This is a genomic window from Paenarthrobacter sp. CCNWLY172 (genome assembly GCF_037402035.1).
Lineage (GTDB): Bacteria > Actinomycetota > Actinomycetes > Actinomycetales > Micrococcaceae > Arthrobacter.
The window spans coordinates 150,434-168,413 of the sequence record NZ_JBBEGB010000003.1; the positions used below are offsets into that span (position 1 = coordinate 150,434).

General features: G+C 61.4%; 19 protein-coding genes. 10 read left to right on the forward strand and 9 right to left on the reverse strand.

The window, feature by feature from the left end:
- Window positions 1–64: 64 nt before the first annotated feature.
- Window positions 65–2,638, reverse strand: coding sequence for a GH25 family lysozyme (locus WBN73_RS05500; RefSeq protein WP_337339743.1), 2,574 nt, complete (start codon window positions 2,636–2,638; stop codon window positions 65–67).
- A 452-nt stretch (window positions 2,639–3,090) separates the two neighbouring features.
- Between WBN73_RS05500 and WBN73_RS05505 the strand changes: the two genes are divergently transcribed.
- Genes WBN73_RS05505 through WBN73_RS05515 form a run of 3 tightly spaced genes read left to right on the forward strand, consistent with a single transcriptional unit; the run spans window position 3,091 to window position 6,043 of the window.
- On the forward strand, window positions 3,091–4,314 hold the full coding sequence (locus WBN73_RS05505; protein WP_280628017.1) for a CpaF family protein: 1,224 nt from the start codon (window positions 3,091–3,093) through the stop codon (window positions 4,312–4,314).
- The gene (locus WBN73_RS05510) at window positions 4,314–5,168 is read left to right on the forward strand and encodes a type II secretion system F family protein (protein WP_207594007.1); all 855 of its coding nucleotides are present in this window, start codon (window positions 4,314–4,316) and stop codon (window positions 5,166–5,168) included. The genes WBN73_RS05505 and WBN73_RS05510 overlap by 1 nt, the downstream gene beginning before the upstream one ends.
- Window positions 5,165–6,043, forward strand: coding sequence for a type II secretion system F family protein (locus WBN73_RS05515; RefSeq protein ID WP_337339742.1), 879 nt, complete (start codon window positions 5,165–5,167; stop codon window positions 6,041–6,043). Before WBN73_RS05510 ends, WBN73_RS05515 begins: the two co-directional genes overlap by 4 nt.
- Window positions 6,044–6,141: 98 nt before the next feature.
- Here WBN73_RS05515 and WBN73_RS05520 read toward each other — a convergent pair whose 3' ends face one another.
- A complete protein-coding gene (locus WBN73_RS05520) occupies window positions 6,142–6,411 on the reverse strand; it encodes a hypothetical protein (RefSeq protein WP_337339741.1) in 270 nt (89 codons plus the stop codon).
- A 200-nt stretch (window positions 6,412–6,611) separates the two neighbouring features.
- Here WBN73_RS05520 and WBN73_RS05525 point away from each other — a divergent pair, with 200 nt between their 5' ends.
- From WBN73_RS05525 to WBN73_RS05535, 3 genes are read left to right on the forward strand one after another with little or no spacing between them, the layout of a single operon-like run.
- On the forward strand, window positions 6,612–7,685 hold the full coding sequence (locus WBN73_RS05525) for a DNA adenine methylase (protein ID WP_337339740.1): 1,074 nt from the start codon (window positions 6,612–6,614) through the stop codon (window positions 7,683–7,685).
- A 3-nt stretch (window positions 7,686–7,688) separates the two neighbouring features.
- On the forward strand, window positions 7,689–8,534 hold the full coding sequence (locus WBN73_RS05530; RefSeq protein WP_337339739.1) for a hypothetical protein: 846 nt from the start codon (window positions 7,689–7,691) through the stop codon (window positions 8,532–8,534).
- Window positions 8,535–8,574: 40 nt separating this feature from the next.
- The gene (locus tag WBN73_RS05535; protein WP_337339738.1) at window positions 8,575–9,894 is read left to right on the forward strand and encodes a hypothetical protein; all 1,320 of its coding nucleotides are present in this window, start codon (window positions 8,575–8,577) and stop codon (window positions 9,892–9,894) included.
- 2 nt (window positions 9,895–9,896) lie between these two features.
- Here the strand turns inward: WBN73_RS05535 and WBN73_RS05540 are convergent, their stop codons facing one another.
- From WBN73_RS05540 to WBN73_RS05570, 7 genes are all read right to left on the reverse strand, one after another.
- Complete coding sequence (locus WBN73_RS05540) at window positions 9,897–11,147, reverse strand: phage major capsid protein (RefSeq protein ID WP_337339737.1); 1,251 nt, start codon at window positions 11,145–11,147, stop codon at window positions 9,897–9,899.
- A gap of 134 nt (window positions 11,148–11,281) precedes the next feature.
- On the reverse strand, window positions 11,282–11,527 hold the full coding sequence (locus WBN73_RS05545) for a hypothetical protein (protein WP_337339736.1): 246 nt from the start codon (window positions 11,525–11,527) through the stop codon (window positions 11,282–11,284).
- A gap of 140 nt (window positions 11,528–11,667) precedes the next feature.
- Complete coding sequence (locus WBN73_RS05550) at window positions 11,668–11,946, reverse strand: WhiB family transcriptional regulator (RefSeq protein ID WP_337339735.1); 279 nt, start codon at window positions 11,944–11,946, stop codon at window positions 11,668–11,670.
- Entirely contained in the window at window positions 11,939–12,325 is a 387-nt protein-coding gene (locus WBN73_RS05555) for a hypothetical protein (RefSeq protein ID WP_337339734.1), read from the reverse strand. Before WBN73_RS05555 ends, WBN73_RS05550 begins: the two co-directional genes overlap by 8 nt.
- 62 nt (window positions 12,326–12,387) lie before the next feature.
- Window positions 12,388–13,824, reverse strand: a complete 1,437-nt coding sequence (locus WBN73_RS05560; RefSeq protein WP_337339733.1) for an AAA family ATPase — start codon at window positions 13,822–13,824, stop codon at window positions 12,388–12,390.
- 342 nt (window positions 13,825–14,166) lie between these two features.
- Window positions 14,167–14,583 carry a hypothetical protein gene (locus WBN73_RS05565; RefSeq protein ID WP_337339732.1) on the reverse strand — a complete coding sequence of 139 codons (417 nt, stop codon included), beginning with the start codon at window positions 14,581–14,583 and terminating at the stop codon, window positions 14,167–14,169.
- Entirely contained in the window at window positions 14,583–16,004 is a 1,422-nt protein-coding gene (locus WBN73_RS05570; protein WP_337339731.1) for a recombinase family protein, read from the reverse strand. The genes WBN73_RS05565 and WBN73_RS05570 overlap by 1 nt, the downstream gene beginning before the upstream one ends.
- A 244-nt stretch (window positions 16,005–16,248) precedes the next feature.
- Here WBN73_RS05570 and WBN73_RS05575 point away from each other — a divergent pair, with 244 nt between their 5' ends.
- Genes WBN73_RS05575 through WBN73_RS05590 form a run of 4 tightly spaced genes read left to right on the forward strand, consistent with a single transcriptional unit; the run spans window position 16,249 to window position 17,936 of the window.
- Window positions 16,249–16,488, forward strand: a complete 240-nt coding sequence (locus WBN73_RS05575) for a hypothetical protein (RefSeq protein WP_337339806.1) — start codon at window positions 16,249–16,251, stop codon at window positions 16,486–16,488.
- A 38-nt stretch (window positions 16,489–16,526) separates the two neighbouring features.
- Window positions 16,527–16,910 (forward strand): TadE/TadG family type IV pilus assembly protein, encoded by a 384-nt coding sequence (locus WBN73_RS05580; RefSeq protein WP_207597594.1) that lies wholly within the window; start codon window positions 16,527–16,529, stop codon window positions 16,908–16,910.
- On the forward strand, window positions 16,897–17,487 hold the full coding sequence (locus WBN73_RS05585) for a hypothetical protein (protein ID WP_337339730.1): 591 nt from the start codon (window positions 16,897–16,899) through the stop codon (window positions 17,485–17,487). The genes WBN73_RS05580 and WBN73_RS05585 overlap by 14 nt, the downstream gene beginning before the upstream one ends.
- On the forward strand, window positions 17,484–17,936 hold the full coding sequence (locus tag WBN73_RS05590) for a pilus assembly protein TadG-related protein (RefSeq protein ID WP_337339729.1): 453 nt from the start codon (window positions 17,484–17,486) through the stop codon (window positions 17,934–17,936). Before WBN73_RS05585 ends, WBN73_RS05590 begins: the two co-directional genes overlap by 4 nt.
- The last annotated feature ends 44 nt before the right edge of the window (window positions 17,937–17,980 follow it).

The following is a 17,980-nucleotide window of genomic DNA, read 5'->3' on the forward strand; positions in this document are numbered from 1 at the left end:
AAAGTTGGCGGGCCCGCCCGAGGAATCCTTGGGCAGGCCCGCCATCACTTTATGACCCCGGCCGCTACCTGGCAGCCGGTGCCAGAATTGTCAGGTTGCTCCAGCCCGTACCAATCTTGGTTGGTGTTCCCCACGACCTGTTGGCGCCCACGGGGTAGTATCGCAGGTCCCCGACGGTGGTCTTCCCGATGATGCCCAGCGAACCGGCACCTGCGAAACCACGGATCGCTGCAAAATCTGACATTACATTCCAGCCCGTGCCCACAACGCCGGCGGATTCCTGGATAAAGTTGCCGGACCCGTTGGATCGGTACAGCTTGAGATCGCCGGTGCCCGTTTTGACGAGGAGGTCGGCATTGGAATCCTTGTCGAAGTCCACCTGTGTGATCTCCAGGCCCGTCCAGCCGACGCCAATGGATACACCGGTGGAAACGGTTCTTCCGGTGGGATTGTTGAAGTAGTACAACCGGCCCGTGGCGTCATATCCCACAATTCCGGGATGTGCGTCAGCTTTCTTCCACGTGCCGACACTCAGCGTCCAGTCTTTCCAGTTGCTCCCCAGTGAGATCGCGGCTCCAAAGCCGCTGCCGTTCCTGCCGGGATAGACGTTCAAGCGCCCGTCGGACCACTGCGCCACGATGTCCAAGGCGCCGTCGCCGTTCCAGTCCGTGACGAAGCCCGCCTTCAACCCCGCCCAGCCAGTGCCAATGAGGTCTTCGGGCAACAATGCAGTGGTGCCGGTTCCCGGGTAGCGGTAGAGATTGGCATCGGGGCGGACTGCCACGATGTCCTCTTGGTCAATCCCAAGGGTGGACTCCACGTCCAGTGCTGCACCGCTGATGAGGCTTGCATCGTTCCACCCCACGCCGATAAGGCTGCGGTTACCCCACGATCCGGAACCGGCGGGGTAATAGTAGAGGTCTCCGTTCGAGGCCCGGGCGTGGAGTCCCTGCGAGTCCGCTCCATTGAAGTTGATTGCTGAGCTCACTGCCGTCATGCCACCCCAGCCCGAACCAATGACCCGACCCGGCTCGCTGATGAAGCTGCCCACACCGTTGGAGCGGAAAAGCCGCAGGGTGCCGTCCGTTGTGCGTGTGACAATGTCCTGGTTGCCGTCGCCGTCGAAGTCGATCTGGTTCAGTTGGTGTCCGCTGAACCCGGTTCCTATCAGGACACCGTTCCCGAGTCCGCCGCCACCACTGTTCGAGTATCTGTACAGGTTCCCCCGATAGTCCTGGCCGATCACTCCGGGATAGGCATCCTTGACGTTCCACCAGCCTACGGTCAGGGACATTTCCTGCCAGCCGGAACCCACTTGGATGGGCGCGTAGAAAGAACCCCCGGGAGCTCCCCGGAAGACCTTCAGCGTCCCGTCGGACCACTGGGAGAGGATGTCCTGGACTCCGTCCTGGTTCCAGTCCACCACGTAGAGCGCCTTCGCGCCGGACCATCCCGAGCCGATGGCCACAGGGCCGGTGATTCTGCCGGCCCCATTCGCCGGAAAAGCGTCCAAACGTCCTGCCGCGCTGGTGGTCAGGATGTCTGCGGCTGACTTAATGGACGGATTGGAAGGATAAGAAACCCCGCGGGCAAAGGTCCGCAGCTGGTCGTAGCTGCCGTTGAAGATGTTTGAATCGCCTTCGAAGGGGCCGGTGCTGCTGTACTGCCACATGGTGTAGTTGCCCCAACTGACCGGCATGGAGCCGGGTGAGTTGGTGGGATTGTTCCAATAGGAAGCAATCCACAGTGGATAGCTGCCGAACGTCGTGTTGCCAACGCAGGTGTTCCACCAATCGGTGGTGCTGTAGATGACCGGGAAGCGGCCGGTCAGGGCCTTTACGGTGTTCCCAAAGTCAGCTGCCCATTGCCCCAACTGCGCCTTGGACATGTCATAGCAGGTGTTCCCGAAGTAGAACCCGTTGATGGTTCGCCCGGCATAGGGGTTGTATTCGATGTCCAGGACCGGCGGGAGGGTGTACCCGTCGGCCGTCCAGCCACCACCGTTCGCTACGAAGTACCGTGCTTGATCAGCACCTGATGACCAGTTGGGGATGGCGAAGTGATAGGCACCCCGCACCATGCCCACATTGCGGGATCCGTTGTACTGCTGTGTGTAGTTCTCGTTGAGGTAGTAATTGCCTTCGGATGCCTTGACGTACGCCCAACGGGATCCTTGGTTCCACTGGCTTTGCCAGTTCACGTTTCCTTGGTGGGCACTGACATCCTGTCCTGCAATGCCGATAGTGGGCCGCCAATGGCCCGGATCGGCGGCCAAGGGGACGGCGGCGTTGACTGTGCCTCCTACTGCCCGTGACCCCGACGCTCCCGAAGCGTCTTTGCCCTGCTTGGCTGCCAGCACCCGGGGAGACCGTTGGCCCATTTCTGCGCCGCCCGCCGGGATGGCTGCCAGCATAGCCGCCTTCATCGCTTCAGCGTTCGGGGCGTTGCCGGGCATGGCCATCGTTGAGGGCGGCTGCGCTTGGGAATCGTTCGTTGACCCGGCTGCCGGCAGCGGCACTGTTGCAGGTGAAGGCCCGACGGCGGGCAACGGCTGCTGCTGCCCGGGCACCTGGGTCTCCGCGGGAGTCGGGCTGCCGGGGGATGGTGCCGGGGCACCGGTACCTGCTGGTTCCGGCACTGGGGTTGCTGACTGGGTCTCCGGTAGAGGAGCTGGGCGTGGTCCGGTCGTTTCCGCCCAGGCGGGAGATCCAAGGCAACTGCCCGCTGCCAGGGCGATCGTCAGCGCCAGGCCGACCCGGGCCAGCGGAGTCCGGCGGGACGGGTCACTTGAACGTCTTTTCATCTTTATATCCGGCCCTGTACCGCGGCTCAGCGGCGCATGGGGTGGCTTGCGGCCAAGCTCCGGGGCGGGCGCTTGCGCATGAGACCAAAGGCCAGCTCCTAACGGGCTTTACCATAACATCCTGAAACTGGAGTGACTAGTGGGATTTGGGTTGCTGACGTGACTGCTGATCCACAGTTATCCACATGCCCGCTCCTCTGGGTTGAAGGGGTGTGGGGGCTCCCTTAGCGTGAATGAGGCGAGATGTTCCTCTCGTTTATCAAACTTCGTGGGCGGTGGGGGAAGAAGTGGATGCTGTAAGGATCGTCGAGGGAGAAGTCAGGGAGCTCATCCGGCGCAGAGGATTGGATCCCCTCGAGCAGGCTTCGGATGTCAGGCTTCTGGTGGAAGCGGCAGTGAACGACTACGACGAACGTGCGCTTTTGGGCCCCCTTCCTTCCCTCGGCCACCTTGAGACTGCCCGGCGGCACATCTTCGATGCGGTGGCAGGCTTCGGGCCATTGCAGCCACTCCTGGACGATGCCGCGATTGAAGAGGTCTGGATCAATGCACCGCACGAAATCTATGTTGCCCGCAACGGTGAATCGGAACTGACGGGCATCAGCCTTACCGAGCAGCAGGTCAGGGACCTTGTAGAACGAATGCTCAAGAGTTCGGGGCGCAGGCTGGATCTTTCATCGCCGTTCGTCGATGCCGCCCTTCCTGATGGTTCGCGGTTGCACGTCGCCATCCCGGACATCACCCGGAAGCACTGGGCCGTCAACATTCGGAAGTTCATTGCCCGGGCAAGCCGCCTGGAGCATTTGGTCGAGCTGGGAAGCCTTACGCCGCAGGCGGCCCGGTTCCTTGGAGCAGCTGTGGCCAGCGGTCTCAATATCCTCGTATCGGGTGCCACCCAGGCCGGGAAGACCACAATGTTGAACTGCCTTGCCGCACACATTGGTTCCCGTGAACGTGTCATTACGGTGGAAGAGATCTTCGAACTGCAACTCCCGCTGCGCGACGTCGTGGGACTTCAGTGCCGGCAACCCAATCTGGAAGGAGGAGGCGAAATTCCGCTGCGGCGGTTGGTCAAGGAAGCCTTGAGGATGCGCCCGGACAGGCTGGTCGTGGGGGAGGTTCGTGAAGCGGAGAGCCTCGACATGCTGATTGCGCTTAACTCCGGCTTGCCAGGCATGTGCACCGTCCATGCGAATTCCGCACACGACGCAGTGACCAAGATTTGCACGCTCCCGCTTCTGGCAGGAGCAAATATTTCCAGTGCTTTCGTAGTGCCCACAGTCGCATCCTGCATCGACCTCGTGGTGCACTGCAGCCGCCACTCCACGGGCAGGAGGCAGGTGACTGAGATCCTCTCCCTTGGACGGAGGGTCGAAAACGGAATCATCGAATCCTCGGGTGTGTTCGGCATGGTCGGCGCGCAACTGCTGCCACGGGCCAACTCCATGCCTGCCGCGGAGAAGTTCGCCCGGGCAGGATTCGACGTCGCCGCCCTATTGGAGCTGAACTGATGGCGCCCCTTCTTGGCATCCTCTGCGGCCTTGGGGTGTTCCTCATCTGGTGGTCCTCGTGGGTACAACCGCAGGTAGAAGTGAAGGAGACAGGCCCCGGGCGCCTTGAGCTGCTGCTCACCTCAGCCGGAATCGAGAAAGTCACGGGTGGAGGCCTTCTTCTCACGTGCGCAGGCTTCGGTCTCTTCGCCTTGCTGGTGTTCTACGTCGTCACGGGATCGCCTCCGGTTGCAGCCTGCTTTTCCCTCTTTGCTTCGTGGGTTCCTTTCGCAGCGGTCCGTTGGCGGGCACGCAAACGTCGGGCCGCACTTCGACTCCTGTGGCCGGACATCGTGGACCACTTACGCTCAGCCATACGTGCCGGTCTCGCCCTGCCGGAAGCGCTGATCCAATTGGGGTACAAGGGACCGGAAGAACTTCGCATGCTGTTCCTGGACTTTGGGGCGGACTACAGATCCGGCGGACAGTTTGAGGCTGCCCTGAACAGGCTGAAGGCACGGCTGGCCGATCCTGTGGCGGATCGTATTATCGAGGCACTCAGAATGACCCGCGAGGTTGGTGGTTCGGATCTCGGCCGGATGCTTGGCACTCTTTCCGAGTTCCTGAGAGACAGCGCGCGCACGCGAAGTGAGCTTGAAGCCCGACAGTCATGGACCATCAATGCAGCACGGCTTGCGGTAGCGGCGCCTTGGGTGGTCCTGGTTGTCATGGCCAGCCGGCCTGAAGCGATGCTGGCCTACAACTCGGCCACAGGAGCCATGGTCTTGCTCGGTGGGCTGCTGGTATCCGTTGTCAGCTACTCGGTGATGCTGCGGGTTGGGGCGTTGCCTGAGGATCGGCGGGTGCTTCGATGACCACTACCACCGCGTTCGCCGTGCTCTACGGGCTGCTTCTAGGGGCGGGTTGCTGGCTGATCCTGGTGCGGCTCCCCTTCATGCGCGGAAACACCTTTTCGGACCGTATAGAGGCCCAGTTGAGGTCACGGAACCTGGAATCCCGGCTCCTGCGCACACCAACCTATAACCTCACACCGTTCGGCCCGCTGGAGAGGATAGTGCGTCCCATCATTGGTGACGCCATCACGTATATGTCCCGGTTCAATATCGGGTCTGCGGCGCTGGGAAAGAGGTTGGCGCGTGCTGGCTCTTCCAAATCCACCCTGGACTTCCGGGCCGAGCAGCTCCTGTGGGCCGGCGCAGGTTTCGTAGTGGCGGTACTTGTCGTCGTGATAAGCGCCGCCGCAGGGCAGTTCAGCCCGGCTTTCCTTGTTGTTTGTGTCGTCACTGGTGCAGCAGGGGGGTACATGCTCCGTGACTATGTTCTGGGACAACGGATCAAAAAGCGGGAATCGGCGATGCTGTCCGAATTTCCCAGTCTCGCGGAGTTGATGGCGCTCGCCGTTGCTGCAGGCGAGAGCGCCATGGGCGCCATGGACAGGGTAAGCCGCAGTTCCAGTGGGGAACTTTCTGCAGAGTTTGGTCTGGTCCTCGCTGATGCCAGGTCCGGCAAGTCACTTTCGGAGGCACTCCACGCGTTCTCCATGAGGTCGGAGCTGCCGCCCTTGGTCAGGTTTTTTGACGGGCTGGTGGTCGCGGTGGAACGGGGGACGCCCTTGGCCGATGTCCTCCGGGCGCAGGCCGCGGACGTCCGCGACGCCGCAAAACGCGAGCTCATGGAGTCCGCAGGCAGGAAAGAAATTGCCATGATGGTCGCAATGGTTAGCTGCTAGCTGTTCTAACGCAGAAGCACACTCTGCGCGTCAGGCAGCAACGTTGGCCGTCAGACGCGCAGAGTGGTTCAATGCTTCAGCAAAGACGAGCGGCAGACCTAGTTCTGCTGGAACCTGGCGCCACGAGGGGCACCCTCAAGCTTCTTTCCATCAGAGCCGGGAAGCCCAGCAAGCGGAACGGTCCTGCGGGTGCCGTTGACATTGACCCAACCCGCGGGGGAGTACTCGGTGACGACGCGCCACGTGTCGTTGTCGTTCTCGACGACGCTCAGCACCCCAGCAGCAGACAGCAGGTAGTGATACTCCACACTCCCTTTGTCCACAAATTCTGCTTCTCCACCGTTGCCGAAAAGCACCATAACCGACATTGAGCCTCCTACATTTATGAGGAGCACCTTGCCCCCAACCAGCACAACTTATCAACTCGAAAGAGGAACGCCGTCACTGCAGTCGGAGCCAGGGTGCAAGGTTCTGTCGGCCGGTCGGGATAGGCTAAACAACAACTGGGCGGGGACTCGCAGGGCAAGTGCCTGCCGCGCTCGCAGGACACTTATTTTCAGGAGCCACAATGCCTTCGGCCGTCGCCGCCTCCCCTACCCCGCTGAGACAGCCCGACGAGGCGATTGCAGCAAACTTTCCTCGGCTGCGTTATATGGGCTCCAAGTACAAGCTCGCACCTCACCTCTCCCAGGCTTTCAAGGATGTTGGTGGTTCGACGTTCCTTGACGCCTTTAGCGGCTCCGGGTTTGTTGGCTACCTAGCCAAGAAGCTTGGCTACTCCGTCGCGTCCAACGATCACTTGTCCTTTCCCAGCGTCATCGCACGGGCCGCCATCGTTAACGACAATGTGCACTTGTCGGAGGACAGCATCGCCCGGATATGCGGGCCCGCTGCAGACGACCGTGACTTCATTCAGAAGACGTTCGAGAACGTATTCTTCACCGCTGATGACCGCCAGTTTCTGGACTCTGCCTGGTCCCACATTGAAACAATGACTGGTCCGGAACGCGACATCGCCCTGGCTGCCCTAATTCTTTCTGCGGCGCGGAAGCAGCCGCGGGGTGTGTTTACAATTTCGGGTGACCTGGAGCACTACAATGATGGTCGCCGCGACCTGCGGCTGCCTCTTCGTCAGCATTTCCAGGAACGCGCCGCGGAATACAACGCGGCGGTCTTCTCAAGCGATGGCAGCAAGGTTGCCTACACCGGGGATGTCTGCGATGTGCCAGTTCCTTCGTTCGATGTGGTCTACCTTGACCCTCCGTACGCACCACCCACTGACGATGCTGACTACACGAAGCGCTACCACTTCCTGGAGGGGCTGTCTGACTACTGGGCTGGCCGGGAGATCATGAGTTGGACTAAGACGAAGAAGATCCCCAAGCGGCATTCGCTCTTCGCCAACAAGCGAACCATTGAAGGTGCGCTTGAAGCCACCTTCGACCGTTTCAAGGACTCCGGGGCAATCGTGCTTTCGTACTCATCTAATGCCCTTCCCGGCGAGGACCGGCTCAAAGAAATGCTGAGCGACGTCAAGTCCAACGTCGAGGTCCGGGAAATCCCCCACACCTATCATTTCGGAACTCACGCCACTGCCAACCGGCGCAACGTCGTTGAGTACATCATCATCGGGACGGACTGACCTGTGGCGGCACAAATCCCGTCCCTTGACGACTACATGGCAACACTGGGGTCGCAATCCGCGCACCCTATTCCCACACGGGAATCCCCCGAGGGCATAAATATAAAGCTGGCGGCGGCAGAACTCGCTGAGCTGAGGGTAATTTCGCAGGAGAGCCTTACGGACTGGATCAGTACTAGGCCACGCCATGTCGAGACGCTCGGCCTCGCTCTCGGCCTCTCGAAGGAAAAGCTCCTGAACAACCTTCGTCACAAGCTGGGGACTTCGGGATATACCGTGTTGACCCGTGAACGGCCGCAAGACCTGATCGCGTATCTGGACGAAAGCTTCGGCCTCGTCGCTCAGCTACATGCACAGCTTCAGCGAGAGTACGACTTCGGCGATGTGCTTGTGGCAAGGGCTGGGTCGCGCGCTGTTGCCAAAAGGGCAACGGTGGCAGGCCGAAATCTTGAGGACGAAATAGAGGAGATAGCCAAAACGCTCGGCCTCCCATATGTCCTGCGCGGAACGTTCATTGGTGCCAACGGCGTCGAGGCCCCATACGACCTGGCCATCCCCGGAGCAGGTGCGGATGCGGAAATCGTGGTAGCTGCAAAGGGTTTCGATTCCACCGGAAGTAAACTCTCCGACGCGGTCCGGGAGATAGAGGCTATGGCCGCTGCTCGGCGCCCCAATCAGTACGTGATGGCCGTAATTGACGGAATCGGCTGGATACGGCGGCGCTCGGACCTGGCCCGGATACACAGATTGTGGCGAAACAGGGCCATCGAGGGAATGTATACCCGCGCAACGCTCGACCACTTCCAGGCCGACCTCTTCACCGCAGCGAATAGGTGCGGCCTCCTGTGAACGATGTTGGGCGGGCAGCGAAGAAGGAAATGAGTCAACCGTGGTGAGCGTCATAGCGTCTGCACTTGATCCGAGGCCGTTACCCTGGATCATCGCCAAAAACATCGAGGTAGATAGCCCTCTGTGGAAAGAACTTAATTCCCTCGGGGCGACCGTTAACTACATAGAAAGTCTCGTGGAGGTCCGTCAGGCGGACTACACCATCTTGGTGGTGGAGGGAGAGCCTGACTATAAAATCCCGCTCGCGAAGCATCTGAAGGTGCTGCAATTCGGCGAGACTGCATCTGGCGAACAGACTACCTACACGGATGTGCACTACAACGGCGGTCATTTCTCCCTGCGGGGGGGAGACCAGGCGGCCAGATTCGAAGTCGGACAATCTGCGCGTGCGTTAGGGCTAGAGCATTTGTGCAACCAAGAGCTACTTCGCCATGTGACGCCGGGGGGCTCCTACTCTGTAATTGGGGTGCCAGCGAGTGGCCGGCAGTACTTTGAGGCCTTGGTTCAGGAAACAGATGGTAACCCCCTTGCGGGTATCCTTCGAAACCCGGCAGGCTCCCAGTGGTGGATGTTAGCCACAACCACAACAGCCAAGCCCCAATGGCTTCGAGCAGCACTTGCCCACTGGCGGGAAGAGTACCCTGACGAGCATCCGGCAGTCGGCCAAGCCCTTACCGAACGGTGGCTCACAGCCGACGAGGTGGACGCTGCGGCAGCTATCACCGCTTATGAGGCTGAGACCGAAAAACTGCTCCGAGATCGGGAACAGGACAAATTAGATCTCCAACTGAAGGCTGATCTTACGGCTCAACTAGCTGAACGGAATGAGCGTCGCCTCCTGACGTCTCAGGGAGATGAGCTGGTTGCGGCCGTGACAGCTGCCCTGGAGCGCATAGGGTTCAAAGTTGTCGACTCCGACGCAATAGCCGAGGCTAACAGCGCAGCGAAACGGGAAGATCTCCAAATCTCCATTCCATCAACGCCAGGTTGGATCGCACTCGCCGAGGTCAAAGGATATGCCAAAGGCGGAGCGAAGGCCGGTGACCTTCGTCAGCTGGCTAAGGCCGTTGGCTTCTTTACCAAGAAGGAGAGCCGAAGCCCGGACGCGCAGTGGTACATCGTGAACGCTCAATTTGGGAAGTCCCCTGATGAGCGACCTATTCCGTTGGGTGCAAGTCCAGAAGACGTGCAGGACTTCGCTGAGGATGACGGCTTGGTCATAGACACGCGCCAAATCTTCCTGCTTCTCAAGGCGGTAATCTCCGGAGTCATTTCACCAGCTCAAGCCCAAGAATCCCTTCGGACCGGCAGGGGCATATACTCTGCCCCTGCCGGTGATACGGACCTGCACAACAGCTGAATCTATGCAGTAAGGTCCGCGATACGGAGCGTCTTTGTGGAGAGGATTTCCAGGCCGATACGGATTTCGGCTCGGAATACAACCTCGTTACGGCGGAAAAGATCTCTGATGGCGGGGGTGCCATCAGTGGCAGTATCTCCCATGTATGGGTTCCACTCGATCCGCTGCGAGTTCCGGTACAGCAGGGACACGGTGGAGAGGTCTCCGATGATGGCTTCCCCAGCGGGCATGGCTGCCGCCAAAGTAACTGGGGTGTTCCAGAGGCGCCGTTCGACGGAATTCTGGGGCGCCAGCGGAAGCAGGAATTCTCCGGTTGTGGTGGTCAGCGTTTCGATGGATTCCCAGTCGGTCGGGTTCAGGACGATGCCGGTTGGGGTGACGCCCTGGACATCCAGCTCTCCGATCGCCCGGCGGAGGGTCAGGAGCCTGTTCGTGGTGAAGGGGGTTTGCACGACGCCGCTGGTGTTGAGGATGCCAGAGACGGTGCTGCCATCCTCAGCGGTGCCGCCGTTGAGGATGAAGTCCGCGATGGCCTCATCCACGCCGTATGCCAGTTCCTGACCGAGGAACTGCTCCAGCGCCGGGTAGTCGTCCAGCCACTGCAGCTTGATGGGCTCGGACAGGTGCGCAATGGTGGCGATCTGCCACGTTGCTGGTTCCAGCCCGTACTGCGAGATTGGCTTCAGCTCTCCGGGCACCACGGGGGCGGCGTTGTTTACGCGCTGTGTTTGCCGCAGGTAGGTTCCTGCGGCTGAGCTGACTTCGCGGCGGTTCACGGCCTCCAAGATGCTGAAGGTGGCGGCGGGGTCGTGGATGACGCGGCCATCGAAGTCGGCGGTGATGTTTCCGGAGGGGACGAGAGCCTTGTGCACGGCCGGTCCGCCGATGGCGGGGGCCGCGCTTGCGAACGCCCTCATGATTTGGTCGGCGTACGCCTTGGTTTTGTCTCCTTGGGCGAGGGGAACGCCGCCGCGTCCCGAGAACTTGGTTCGGCCGCTGCCAGCGTCAACTTCAAAGAGGCCGGACGAGCCGACGCTTGAGGATTGTGTAGGGGTCCCTGCGCCAGCTTGGGCGAGGGCTTCGCTTGTGGTCTTTTGGTGATGGACCAAGGCGCTAGTGGTGGCGTGCTCCTTGGCGACAGCCGTCGCCCTGTCAGCGTCGGCTTCGGTGAAAGTGTCCGGAGCGTCAATGGCTTTGCGTCGTAGCGCTTCGCCCTCTGCGACAAGTTCGATGAGTCTTTCTTGGGGTGTCATGGCACAGCTCCTTGTAGTCGGCTGTGGCGATGGCCCTGCTTCTACCCTCCAGTACTTCCGGTACTTATGTGGGCGTTTTCGAACAGAATTGGGCTGCCGCTGCCTCCCTGAACTTTGGGAGGCAGCGGCAGCCGTTAGATCTGGGACTCAGCTGTGTCGATCGCCGCCGAGTAGTGTGAAACGAACGCCTCCCAGCCCGCGGAGGGGGCCGTGTTGAAGGCCTCGGAGACGAGCTCAGTGAGCGCCACCACGAACTCTCCGATATCTGACTCTTTGACCATGCTGAGGACGGCAATGATGCCTGCTTCGTCGTTGGCCCTGTTGGCTTGGACCAATGCAAGTGCTGTGCGGTGAACCTCAAAATCATTTTTAGTTGCCATAAGAGTCTCCTAGTGCGTTGCCATTGATAGTTGAAGCTTCAAGGGGGGTTGTGAATTTTGAAAGGCTGGAAGCGGCCGGACCCCGGCGCGCTTCCGGCGATCCGTTTCCGCGACGCAGACGCCCCCTCCGTTGGTCGGCGTCATGCTGCCGTTTTCCGTCGGAGTCGCTTGCGGTCCTTAGCTGTTGTGCCTCCCCAGACGCCGGACCGTTCACCGGCGGCGATGGCGTAGGTGCGGCACACCGCCAAGAGGGTACAGGGGCGGCACAGCTCGGCGGCCCGTTGCTGGATGCGTTGGTCTTCCGCCATCCATTCCGTGCCGCCTTTGCACGGCAGCGTGGCTCGGACTTGAGCGTTCATCAGGGCGGTGAACTCAGGCAAACTGGCTGCAATGTCCTTGAGCTGGCGGGGATTAGTCACGTCGTCCCTCGATGGGGTGGTGGCGGGATTCGCGGGCGTGGATGGTGGGGTTGTATTCGGACCAGTCCATGGGTAGCCCTGCCAGGGCTGCTGCGACGGCGAAGGCTCCGTTGGGGATGTAGATGCCGTTGGTGTGCCGTTCGTAGACGTGCTTCCAGTAGTAGGTGGAGCGGTCGCGGCTTTTGTTCGGCCGGGATGAGACCAGGTGGCGGTTGCACCACAGGGTGGTGGCTTGGATTCCGAGGAGGGTGGAGGGCTTGAGCAGCTCGTTGCGGGCGGCGTGGAATTCGAACTCGGGGAAGCCGGGGTCGCCGTTGCCCCAGATGTGCAGGTCGGGTTGGTAGTCGAGTACTGCTTGAACTTGGGTGTCGGTGTTCATTGGGTTTCTCCTTCGCAGGTACCTGAACAGGAACCCCGGTTTATAACCGGGGTTACCTGAGTTCAGAACATGGGTGCACTGGGGTTCACCGGGTTCACCGGGGTCACCGGGGTTCCGGGTTTGGGCTCAGGAGCGGGGAAGTAAGCTTTGCCGCCGCCCCTTCCCAGCCGGGGGCGTTCCTCAAGCCGTCCGAGCTCTACGGCTCTGTCGACGGCACTGGCGATCACTTTGTCGTCGCCGCGCAGCTGCTCCTTGATCCCGCTTCTGGAAACGCCTGGGTGGAGGATGACGAAGTCGATAACGGCTTCGAGGTGGTTGCCGATTTTCCCGTCCTTGCGGGAGCCACCGGCGTGGGTGAGGTGCCGGGTCGTGGACTCGAAGTCCAACTGGAACTCGGGCACGTTCACATCCCTGCCATAGGCGGAGAAGAAGCGGGGGCTGCTGTGGTCCTCCGGGTCCTCGGCCACGAGCTTCCAGATGGCGTCGGGCCAGTCCTGGATGCGGGAGTCACCGCGGGCACGTTCGCCGCTGTGGCCCATGTGGTGGACGACTACGGCTTCTCCGATCCCTGCCTCGGCCAGGAAGGCGTCGAAGGCCACGAGGAAGCGGCCCGCGTCCTTGTCCTCCGACAGGCCCAAGGCATCCAAAATGGGGCGGAGGCAGTCGAAAAAGGCCAAGTCCACGCCTTCGCAACGCCGGGCCCATTGGGAGCGGATGACGGGGTCGAGGATGTTGAACGTGCCGGTTTGGCCGCGAAGATGCAGGACATCGACCCGGTGGGTGTTCTTGATGCCTTGGTCCCGCAGCCAGCGCTTGGAGGTTCTCTCGTCCAGTTCGTTGTCGATGATTAGGAGGCGCTCCACCGGCTCGACGCGGAACCTGCCGAACAGCGGGTAGTCATCGACCAGGCAGCGGGCTAGGTTGCCGACCAGCGTGGACTTCCCTGTTTTCCGCATGGCGAGCAGCATGACCCGTCCGCCGGTGGGGTGCAGGCCGTCGATACGGTATTCGGGGTCCTCGTCCGGCTGGAGTAGAAGCTTGTCGAGCCGGACTGGCGGCTTGGGCTCCAGGTCCGTGCGCTGTGCCGACTCAATCTGCCGGCGGGCTGTGTCCCGGGCCAAGAGGGTGCGGTACTCCTTGTCCACCAAGGCTTGGAAGGCCTGCTGGTTAAGGTCGCCGTAGTCCACTTGGTAGTGCAGGCTCGGGAGTTGCTTCAGCGAGGCTGCCATGACTGGGCTAAGTGGTATGTGCTGGCGGGCTTCGGCGATCTTAGCTATGACTGTGGCCTCCAGGGCGGCCAGGGCAACGTCGTCTAGCTCCTGCCCCGATTCCCGGAACGTTGCAATGGCTTTCCTCAACAGCTCGGTGCGGAGCGCGTGCTCCTCAGCGGAAAGGTCCGCCCTGGTTAGAGGCCGGACATTTATACTGAGGATGGATGGTGTTCCGCTTGGAGAGGACCCCTCGGTGCCTGCCGGGGGGTTTTCTATGTCCGGGGTCATGCCGCGTCGCCGCCCGAACGTGAGTGTTGGTGCAAGGCCGCCGAAATGAAGTCCAGCTGCTCTGAGGTTAGCGGCGGGTAGGATTCAACCGCTTTCCTGATGTGATCCTCAAGGAGCGCTGCCTTTAGCCGTTGCCGAGCATCCTGCAGTTCTGGGTCATCTGGTTGGCGGGAACGATGAAGGGCAGCAAGCCGAGCGCGTTCGCGCGTCCAAGACAGTTCAGGGTTCCAAGACATTTGAGCCTCCAGGGCACGTAAAAATCGTGCCCTTTGCTCAAGGGTCTGGCGTGGTCAGGTATGGAGCCTGACCGACTCAGCTGGGGGTCCTAGAAGGACCTAGCTACTAGGGATTATAAGCACGTCGGAGAAAGTCCAACGGTATTTCTGCGAGATTGTTCTCCCAGCACTTAGTCAGGACGGCGTCCAGCTTCTCCTTGTTTGACGCTGCGAAGGCACTCCCACATCGCGTGCATTCGAAGACGGTCTTGATCCCCGCCGATCCGTCGCCGTGCTTCGGGGGATTGGGCAGGAAGTCGGGGTCCTTCATGGCTTCCTTCCACCAGTCGTCGTAACCGTGGCTGGCTTGGTTGCGGCCCGGAATGGATGACCGGGTATGGGTTGGCTTCGGCGACCAGGCCCATTCGTCCTCCTGAACATAGCCAGGTCGGTCGGGCCGCACGCATTGGAGCGTGAGAAGCTTCTGCTGCCCCTTGGGATGCCGAGGATCGCGGCACACGACAGTGATCGAATGGACGCTCATCAGTTCCAACCTTCCGCCGGTGTCATCTGTACCTGGTCTGGAGAAAACCTAACACCCTTCCCGGCCGGTAGGACGGTGATGTTCCACAGCCCTCTGATGACCTGGCGTTGCTTGCCCAGTGATGCGCTGAACCACTCGCTGATGGCATCATCCGCTCCAGCCATAGCGGCCGCTGGGTTCAGCCCATCCATCGAATCGAGGGCATCCTCTACCCCTCGGAGCCTTGCTCCAATCTTGCCCGCCTGCTCCCGCACGGCCGCCGGAGCCAGCAGGCCTTCCGCCAGCATCGACGCAAGCGCATCCCGCCGCCCGCGCAGCTCGACCGCCTCCCTTCTAAGGGCGGCAGCGTCTTGGCTGCCCGAAAGGCGTCCTGCCGCATCAGGGCGGGACAGAAGCTCCAAGGTGCGTTTCTCCACGATCTCATCGACGAGGTCCAGCCGCCGCGTCATGCAGTAGCCTCCGAAGCAGCGATAGACCATCCACTCCTTGCCTTTGGACTTCACGGGGGAAGCAAACATCTTCTTGCCGCATTTGCCGCAGACGCAGATCCCGGAAAGCAGGTACTTGGTGTTTAGATCATCCGGCGCGGTCTTGCGCCGGGGATCAGTCAGGCGTTCCTCAAGTGCACGGTGCGTTTCCTCACTGAGGATGGGCTCCCACAGTCCATCGCTTTCCATCTCTTCCCCGTTGTATAGGCGCTTGCCCGCGTAGCGGGGATTCAGCAGGACCCGCCGTACTTGGGTAACGCCCCATAAGCCCCCGTCGGTCGCAGCCCGACCCTCCGTCTCCTTCCGGATAGCAGTAGTCCGGAGCCCAGCATCGTTCCAGGCGCGGGCGATGGCGGCGATGGTGGAGCCCTCTAGGACTCGCTCCGCGGCTGCACGGATCAGTTCTGCCTCTTCCTCGACGATGTACACGCCCTCGGGACCACGGTCATACCCAAAGGGGCGCCGCGTCCAGAATGCCTTTCCAGCGACGGCGCGTTGCCGGTTTGCCTCCCGCTGGCGGTTGCCTTTGTGCTGCACCTCCATGGCGGCGATGGCAGTCAGGATGGTGGCAACGGCAACGCCGGTGGGGTCGCCCAAGTCAAGGGAGACGCCGTGGACCGACGCGATGTTCACACGGTGGGCTTTCCCGGCTTCAATGACTCGGGTTAGGTCGCGGATGGTCCTGGTGAGCCGGTCTAGGTGCCACACCACCACGGCCGAAACGAGGCCGACCTCAATGTCCCGTAGGAGGCGCTCGAACTCGGGTCGCTCCTTGCCGTTGGAGGCGCTTTTGTCGTTGTCCCGATACAGCGCGAGTTCATCCCAGCCCTTGGCTTCGGCGATCTTGCGGCAGGACGCTTCTTGGCGCTCCACGGCAGCCTCCTGGCCTGTCTTGTCTTGGGACTGCCGCACATAGATCGCTATTTGGCTCATGCCAGAAACGCTAGCAGTAAACGATTACGGTTCCCCTCGTTTTCGGGGTGCTCCCGCTGACAGTCGTCTTCGCTGCCTTCCCGGCCATGGCTGCGCTGGAAATCAGCCTGTAAGCCAGCCGTCAAGAACGCCCAGGTTTTATCCGTCGAGGCAGTCCAGTCCATGGATGCAGCACGGTCCACCGAATCCACCGCATCACTTCACGCCATATCCGTCCGCCGATCCATTCATCCTGGGGAGAACAATGAACCGCATTACAAGAAGACTGTCCGCCACCTCCTTCCTGAGCGTCGTCAGCAGCTCGTGGGTTATGGCGGTCGCGTTCAGGGGACTGTCCTGTGCCGAGGACCGGGATCGAGGGGATGTGCCTGGCTGGGTCATGATTACTCTGATGTCGGCTGTCCTGGTCGCTGGCCTTCTTGCCCTGGCTGCTCCTGCTTTGGAGGGCTTGTTCGATCAGGCGATTGAGAAAGTGGGCCAGTAGGAGTGCGGCCGGACACCGCCGTTGTTCCAGGGCTTCGGATAAAGCAACGGCGGAACGCCTCCGATGAGTGCGGGTCCGCCGTTGTCGACTTTGTCTTGGTCGGCGCGCTGTTGACGCTGTTCTTCATGGCGATCATCCAGCTCACCTTGGTGTTGCACGTCCGCAACACCCTGATTGATGCCGCGGCCTCCGGTGCGCGTTACGGGGCCTTGGCGGATCGGACACCGGCAGATGCACGGGCACGGACCGCGGAGTTGATTCGCTCCGCCTTGAACAGTGACTTTTCCGGGGACATCGTTTGCAGCGACGTCATGGTGGACGGAGCCCGCACCTTGGAGGTGACGGTGACGGCGCCCTTGCCGGTTGTCGGGCTGGTTGGTCCCCGTGGCTTGCTGGAGGTGAAGGGTCATGCAGCACACTGAGCCACGCCTGAACCTGCTCAAAGCCTTCAGGCAAAGGATGCACCAGGCACTATGCCTCTCTGCCGGGCCGGCCGGGGTGCCCGCTGACGGTTCCTTTGGGGTGCCCGCCGGGGATCGAGTCGGGGTGCCCGCCAGGAGGTTCGGGCCAGGCGCGGGGGCGCTTGGGGGCGAACAGGGAAGTGCCGTAGTGGAATTTACGTTCCTGGCTGTACTGCTCATGGTTCCCGTGGTCTGTTTCGTGGTGACGGTGGGACAGATCCAAGGGGGGTCTTTTGCGGTGGTCGGGGCCGCCGACCAAGCCGCGAAGGTGTTTGTGGCGCGGGATGAGCTTGCCGATGCCGGGGCGGCGGCGGAACGGGCAGTCTTCCTTGCCCTGGGGGACTACGGGCATACCCCGGACAACGCCAGGGTTAAGGTGTCGTGTGACAGAGCGGACTGTCTGTCGGCTGGAGCAAAGGTGACGGTGACGGTCACCCTCGATGTTCCCTTGCCCCTGATGCCCTTTGGAGACACAGTGGGCTTGAGTGCCGCCAGGTTGAGTGCATCGGCCACTCAAGCAGTGGGGCGCTTCCTGTGACGACGCTGCTCAACGGAAAAACCCGCGAAGACGGCCAGATCGCCGTTCTCATTATTGGCTTCGTTGTGCTTGCGCTCCTTCTGGCAACAGTGGTCATGGCCGTCTCGGCGGTCTATTTGGAGCACAAGAAACTGTTGTCGCTGGCGGACGGAGCAGCGCTTGCCGCTGCCGACTCCTTCATGGTGGGGGATATAGGGGCCGGGAGCCGCCCTGAACCGTCGTTGGTGGATGAGCGCGTGCGGTCCGGGGCAGCCTCCTACCTCTCCGGCACTGGCGCCTCTTCCCATCATGACCGCCTTGCCCTGGCGGCCGGCACTGGCAGCGAGCCCGGCGGCACAGCCGTAGTGGTCCTTACCGCTGTGGCCCATCCTCCGGTCATCAGCTTCCTCCTGCCGGACGGGATCCTGGTTGAGGCCCGATCGGTCGCCCGCTCATCTTTAACGCAGTAACGGTCCGGGTCATGGTCCGGCAGGAAAGAACGGAGCCGTCGGGG